The organism is Streptomyces sp. ISL-66 (assembly GCF_018614135.1).
Taxonomy (GTDB): domain Bacteria; phylum Actinomycetota; class Actinomycetes; order Streptomycetales; family Streptomycetaceae; genus Streptomyces.
Window position 1 is genome coordinate 1 of record NZ_JAGGOW010000017.1, and the last position, 6,524, is coordinate 6,524.

General features: G+C 68.6%; 6 protein-coding genes and 1 pseudogene. 3 read left to right on the top strand and 4 right to left on the bottom strand.

The window, feature by feature from the left end:
- Positions 1-60: 60 nt before the first annotated feature.
- Entirely contained in the window at positions 61-300 is a 240-nt protein-coding gene (locus J7E97_RS03970; protein WP_215022309.1) for a chaplin, read from the bottom strand.
- Positions 301-457: 157 nt separating this feature from the next.
- On the bottom strand, positions 458-1,036 hold the full coding sequence (locus J7E97_RS03975; protein WP_215022311.1) for a hypothetical protein: 579 nt from the start codon (positions 1,034-1,036) through the stop codon (positions 458-460).
- Between the two features lie 279 nt (positions 1,037-1,315).
- Here J7E97_RS03975 and J7E97_RS03980 point away from each other — a divergent pair, with 279 nt between their 5' ends.
- Complete coding sequence (locus J7E97_RS03980) at positions 1,316-1,729, top strand: rodlin (protein WP_215022321.1); 414 nt, start codon at positions 1,316-1,318, stop codon at positions 1,727-1,729.
- Positions 1,730-1,834: 105 nt separating this feature from the next.
- Here J7E97_RS03980 and J7E97_RS03985 read toward each other — a convergent pair whose 3' ends face one another.
- Positions 1,835-2,476 carry a vitamin K epoxide reductase family protein gene (locus J7E97_RS03985; protein ID WP_215022313.1) on the bottom strand — a complete coding sequence of 214 codons (642 nt, stop codon included), beginning with the start codon at positions 2,474-2,476 and terminating at the stop codon, positions 1,835-1,837.
- A 192-nt stretch (positions 2,477-2,668) separates the two neighbouring features.
- Here J7E97_RS03985 and J7E97_RS03990 point away from each other — a divergent pair, with 192 nt between their 5' ends.
- A complete protein-coding gene (locus J7E97_RS03990; protein ID WP_215022315.1) occupies positions 2,669-3,439 on the top strand; it encodes a DUF6227 family protein in 771 nt (256 codons plus the stop codon).
- Between the two features lie 4 nt (positions 3,440-3,443).
- Here J7E97_RS03990 and J7E97_RS03995 read toward each other — a convergent pair.
- A pseudogene (locus tag J7E97_RS03995) lies at positions 3,444-4,516 on the bottom strand (PTS fructose transporter subunit IIC); the annotation flags it as partial.
- Between the two features lie 49 nt (positions 4,517-4,565).
- On the opposite strand from J7E97_RS03995, the gene J7E97_RS04000 reads away from it, so the two are divergent.
- Positions 4,566-6,188, top strand: coding sequence for a recombinase family protein (locus J7E97_RS04000; protein ID WP_215022319.1), 1,623 nt, complete (start codon positions 4,566-4,568; stop codon positions 6,186-6,188).
- The last annotated feature ends 336 nt before the right edge of the window (positions 6,189-6,524 follow it).

Sequence of the window (6,524 nt, forward strand, 5' to 3'; positions counted from 1 at the left end):
ACCACTGTGGGCGCCCCCGGCCAGGCCGGGGGCGCCCACAGTGGTTTGGTGCATCTGACCTCAGTCGTTGACGCAGACGTTGCCGAACGCGGGGTTCAGCGCACCGACCAGGTTCACGGAGTTGCCGCAGACGTTGATCGGGATGTGGACCGGAACCTGGAGCAGGTTGCCCGAGAGGACACCGGGGGAACCCACGGCCGCACCCTCGGCCGTCGCGTCGGCGGCGGCGGAACCGGCGGCACCGGCCGCGGCGAGACCAGCGGTGGCCAGGACCAGGGCGGCCTTCTTGGCAGTGTTCATGGGAAGTGCACCTTCTCTTCGATGTTCTGCCCCGATTCCGGGGCTCACATCGAGCGAAACGGTCCAGCGTCCAAGACGACACGGTTCCGCACGCGATCAGACCTGTTCGGCCCAATGATCGTCATCGCGTGCGGATCCGCGACCGGTTCCGGAACCGCTACGGGACGAGGCCCAGGAGGGCCGGCGTCCTGGGCAGCAGGACGTCCACCGGCGGCGTGACGGGCACCGCCGGGGCCGCCGGAGTCCCGGGTACGGCAGGTACGGCAGGTACGGCAGGTGCTGCCGGTGCTGCCGGTGCTGCCGGTGCTGCCGGTACGCCAGGTACCGCCGGCACCGCTCCGGCCGGATCGGAGACGGGGAGGGTGGTCGGGATCTCGGGGATCTCGGGGATCTCGGGAATCGCCGGCATTGGAAGGGCGGGGATGCCCGGGATCTCCGGCAGCTTCGGGAGCGTCGGCAGCTTGATCTCGGGGATCTTGATCCCCGGGAGCAGGGCCTCCAGGCTCTTGGTCAGGTCCGCCAGGATCTTGCTGACCGACGCGAGGAGGTCGTCGATGGGACCGGCGGCCGCCACCTTCTCGTTGATCCGCTCCTGCGCCGCCGCCACCCGGTTCGCGGCGGCACCGCCGCCGACACCTTCGGCGGCGCTCGCGGGGCCGACCGCACCGGTGAGTATCACGACCGCGAGGGCCGACGGGACGAGGACGCGGATGCGGGACGCCTTGCTGCGGTGCATGGGATCTTCCTTCGATGGTCGCGCGGAAGCGGACCCGAGCGATCCGCCTCCTTACCCACCGTGCGAACACCTTCTACGGACCGCAACCGGAGCGAGGAGCCCCGAACCGGCTCAGGGGTGCGTACGGGCTTCGCGCACGCGTCCGGGGCCGGGCCGCCCGGCCGGGGGAAAAGCCGCCCCTCCGCAGGCCGTTTGAGTGAAGCAGCGGAACCAACCCTGCGGGCGGGCAGTTGATCAGGGCGCTCCACTAGCGGGCACTCGTGCGACAAAAGGATCAAGATACTCAAGAAGATCATGACTGCTGCCGCGGTCACCGCCGCCGCCGTCGGCGCGGGCGCTGCTGTCGCGGCCCCGGCCATGGCCATCGGCAACGACAACGGGGTCAACACCGTCAACGGGAACGGTTCCCAGCAGATCTACGGCAACCAGAAGACCCACGGCGACCTGAGCCCGCAGCTCGGCATCGTGCAGGGCACCCTGAACAAGCCCTGCATCGGCCTGCCGGCCAAGGTCAACGCCCAGTCGATCGTCGCCCTCATCGCGAACATCGGTGTCCAGGACGTCAACATCCTGTCGAACCCGCAGAACCAGCAGTGCACCGAGAACTCCACCCAGGCCAAGGGCGACGAGCCGCTCTCGCACATCCTGGACAACATCCCGGTCCTGTCGGGCAACGGCGCCGTCGGCAGCTGATCTCCGCTCCCGACCGCGGTCCGGGCGCCCGGCGCCCGTAGAGCGATGTGACGAGGGCCCCGGCAGCTTCCAGCTGCCGGGGCCCTCGCGTGTCGTACGCCGCCCTCAGCCGGTCCAGAACTCCCACCACCGGGTCAGGATCAGCATGCCGATCACTCCGATGTGCAGGGCGGGCGGAGCCCAGCCGAACTCGGCGAAGAAGCTCCGCAGGGGTGCGGGCGTGGGCAGGATCCCCGTACGGACGACGTGCGCGGTGACCGCCCAGAACATCAGCAGGGTGGCCACCCAGGTCAGGCAGCACCACAGGCAGAGCGCGTTGATCTCGTAGAGCGACTGGACCATGAGCCAGGAGCAGAATCCGACGCCGAAGAGCATTCCCGCGTCGAGTCCCAGCCAGAACCAGCCGCGGTGGCGGGCGCCGGCCAGCAGGCCCGCGCCGACGCACACGACCGCCCCGTAGGCGACCAGCCCCAGCAGGGGGTTCGGGAAGCCGAAGGCCGCCGCCTGGTCGCTGCGCATGACGCTGCCGCAGGAGACCACCGGGTTGAGGCTGCAGGCGGGCTTGAAGTCCGGGTCCTCCAGCAGCAGGAACTTGTCGAGCGTGATGACCCAGGCGGCCAGCACCCCGGCGGCCCCGGTGAGCACCAGCAGCCAGGCCAGCGAGCGGGGGACGGCGGGCGGCTGCGCGTCGTCGCGGTTGCGGGGCCGTCCTTGCTGGCGGGGGACGCCCACGGTATTCGTTGCCATGCGTCCCATAGTCCCGCCTTCCACCCGATAACCGGTCCAACCATGCCCATCTGTACGGAGGTTGACCTGAAGGGGTGGCGGGAAACCCTGATGCATCCCGGACGTTTTACCGAACCCCGGACGTGATGTCAGACCCAGGGGCTACGTTGAGCTCCCCCGAAGTCACAAGCTGCGACGGCCTGGAGACCCACCTTGAGCGATCCGTACGAGACAACCGAGGCGCACCTCGAGCGACTCCTTGGACGCGCCCTCAACTCCTACGACCTGCCGGACCGCTTGGTCGAGCGCCTCGCAACGGCGCTCGCCCACAGTTCTTCGCTGCACACCACCCGCGGGCGCCCCGGGTCGGGGACGTGGCGGGAGGTCCAGCGGCACACGTACCTGCTGGCCGACGGCGACTCGGTGGCCCTGTGGGAGCTGGCGCACCGCCGCGAGGACGACCGGGCGATCCGGTACGAGGTCTTCGCGAGCAGGGCCGAGATATGCCTGGCCGTGGCCCGGCTGTTCGACGAGGTCCCCTCGCACGTGGCGCGCGAACTGACCTGGGCGGTGCCCGAGGAGGAACCGGAGAGCGACCTGGCCGTACTGAGCGCCCTGTTCACCCCTCCGACCCCCGCCCAGCGGCACCGCGAGTACGCGGTGGAGGAGTCCGCGGACCACGCCCGCCGGGTACTGCGCCGCGCGGAGAACTCCGACCGGCCGGGCGAGCGCGTGTCGCTGCTGCTGCGGACGGCGTACGCGCACCAGATCACCCAGGCGTTCGGCACCCGGCACTACCTGACGGACGGTCGGGACGCCGGATTCAGCCTGTACGAGCACGCGTTCGTCCTGCTGGACGGGAGCGAGCTCAGCCTGTGGGAGGTCGAGCACACGGCGACGCCGGACGGGCGGCACATGTGTGAGGTGTACGAGAGCGAATCGGCCGCGCGCGGAGCGATGACGCTCCGCGCGCAGGTCCGGTGACCTCCTAGGCGGCGACGGCGACCTCCGCGGGATCGGCTCCGGCCTCGGGGGCTCGCGGGGACCGCGCGGCGCCGTCCTGCTTGCGCATGCCCTTGAGGAGGATGACCAGGCCGGCGGTGGTGGCCGTACCGGCGGCGATGGCGATCAGGTAGAGGAGCGGGTTGCCGATCAGCGGGATGACGAAGATGCCGCCGTGCGGGGCCCGCAGGGTGCACTCGAAGGCCATCGAGAGGGCTCCGGTGACCGCGCCGCCCACCATGGACGCCGGGATCACGCGCAGCGGGTCGGCCGCGGCGAAGGGGATGGCCCCCTCGCTGATGAAGGACGCGCCGAGGAACCAGGCGGCCTTGCCGTTGTCCCGCTCGCTCTTGGAGAAGAGCCGGCCGCGGACGGTGGTGGCCAGCGCCATCGCGAGCGGCGGCACCATGCCGGCGGCCATCACGGCGGCCATGACCTTCAGGCTGCCCTCGTTGGGAGTGGCGAGGCCGCCGATGGCGAAGGCGTAGGCGACCTTGTTGAGGGGGCCGCCGAGGTCGAAGCACATCATCAGCCCGAGGATGACGCCGAGGATGATCGCGTTGGCGCCCGAGAGGCCGGAGAGCCAGTCGGTGAGGGCCTGCTGGAGCGAGGCCACGGGCTTGCCGACCACCAGGAACATCAGGAAGGCCGTGACGGCCGAGCCGATGAGCGGCAGTACGACGACGGGCATGATGCCGCGCAGCGCCGTGGGGATGCTGATCTTCTGCACGGCGAGGACGGTGGCGCCCGCGATCAGACCGGCGATCAGGCCGCCGAGGAACCCGGCGTTGATGGTGAGGGCGACGGCTCCGCCGACGAAGCCGGGTACGAGACCGGGGCGGTCGGCCATGCCGTAGGCGATGTAACCGGCCAGGACGGGGACGAGGAAGCCGAAGGCGAGACCGCCGGTCTGGAAGAGCAGCGCGGCCCAGCTGGCGGCCTCGGTCCAGACGAAGTGCTCGGCGACGGAGGGGGCGTTGTTGATCTCGTACCCGCCGATGGCGAAGGCGAGCGCGATCAGGAGCCCGCCGGCGCCACGAAGGGGACCATGTAGCTGACACATTACTATCGCTCAGACACTTGCCCTTGTCGCGAGAGGTTAGCAGCGGTGAAAGCGTCGTCCAAGTGGCTCATGCATCCCGACCTACATCAGGCTCTTGCCGAGGGCAGAACCTTCGAGGAGTGGCTGAACGACCGGAAGCCCAGTTGCTCGTACGCCCGCATCACCAATGACAAGCGAGACGCCGCAGGTGTCGCCCGGCAGCACCGCAACAACGACGAGTTCGCCGCACAGCACGGGTGCGCCATCGTCTACCGGTACACCGACAACCACATCACCGCGGCCGACCCTGACATCGAGCGGCCGGCGTTCCTCCGCCTGGTTCGGGACCTCCGGGCCCGTCGCGTTGAGGAGGGGTACCCGATCCAGGGCCTGTTCGTCGTCGAGGAAGAGCGCGTGGTCCGTCTCCCCGAGGACTACCTGAAGTTGCACAGGGCCCTCACCGTGGACAAGCACGGGCTGTACGCCATCGCCGACACGAAGACCGTCCTGGACGTCCACAGCGACGCCGAGATGCTTCGGGGACTCCTCACCTCAGCCATGGGTGAGCGCGAGGTGGTCCGGGTCAAGCGGCGTGTGAAGCGCAACGTCCGGGACCTTGCCCTGGAAGGGAATCCCGTAGGCCCGCGCCGCTTCGGATGGCTCGGAGCCGACGCCCGTACGGGCCGCAAGGTCAACGAGAAGCTGGACCCGAAGGAATCGAAGGTTCTGCGGGGCGCCATCGAGCTGGTACTCACCGGAAAGCACTGGGCTACCGCCGTCACATTCCTGGACGACAGCGGATATCTGACCCTCCGGGGCAACAGATGGGCGACCACACCGGTTCAGTACATGCTCACGAATCCCGCCCTGTGCGGCTACCGGATGATCCACGGCGAGCTGGTAACCGATCCCAAGACCGGTGAACCCGTCGTCGGCAACTGGGAGACCGTGTGCACGCCCGAGGAGTGGTTGTTGCTCGTCAAGCGGTGCCCCGTGTGGTTCAACCCGGATGGCGAAACCGCGTCGAGCCGCTTCCGGGACAAGGTCCTGCGGGAGGGCAAGAAGAACTTCCGGGAGATCGCCGAGGACACCCGCCGGTTCTTCCTGACCAACATCGCGCGGTGCGGGTACGTGGACGACGGCGGGAACATGTGCCTGGCGAAGATGAAGGGCAACGGTCCGAGCGGATCGAACAAGCAGGACCGGTACCGGTGCGGTGACCCGCGATGCAACAAGGTCAGCCGCCGGGCCGACTACACGGACAAGGCCGTCGAGGCCCTTGTCGTGAAGGTGCTCAAGGCCCAGTTCGCCGCCATGCGGCCCGACGAGAAGAAGTGGTACGGCGAGGAGACGCTAGCCGCGCTCCTGGTCAAGCGGGCGGAAATCAAGGAGAACTACAAGTCAGGCGTGTTCGATCTCGCCGAGTACCTGGAGTTCAAGGACGACAACGACCGCCAGATCGCCGAGTCGCAGGAGGACCGCAACGACTTCTATGCCGAGCAGGCCGCACGCAACTTCCTCGCGGGATTCAGCGAGGAGAAGTGGGCGGGGTTCGACATGCGACAGAAGCGCAAGGCCGCGACGACCGTCCTGCAAGCCGTGATCATCCATCCGATCCCCAAGGGCCGGCCACGAAGTGGCGCGTTCGATCCCGACCTCTTGGAGCCGGTGTTCCGGGCCTCTCACTGAAAGAGCTGTCGCAGTACCTCTAGCTGCTCCTCGCCCAGGCGGGGGGCAGCTTGTGCGTGTGCGGCAGCCCCAGGGTCATTGCATGAAAGCGATCGGTCTGGTTCGCCTGTCTCGTCCGTGACGTGGCGTCATGTCCCGTTCCGGGTGGGGAAGCAGGGCAGGCACGGTGCCGGTGAGCATGTGAGTGTCTACGTCCCATGAGCACCGAGCGAGCCTGTGCCTGCCTCTGTATCTTCCTCCATGCCCGTCGCGTTGGAGCACCTGGCCCGCACCGAAGGTGCAGCTCCGCTCGCCGACGCCGTCTGCCTGCGCTTAGAAGTCATCTCATTTGGTAAG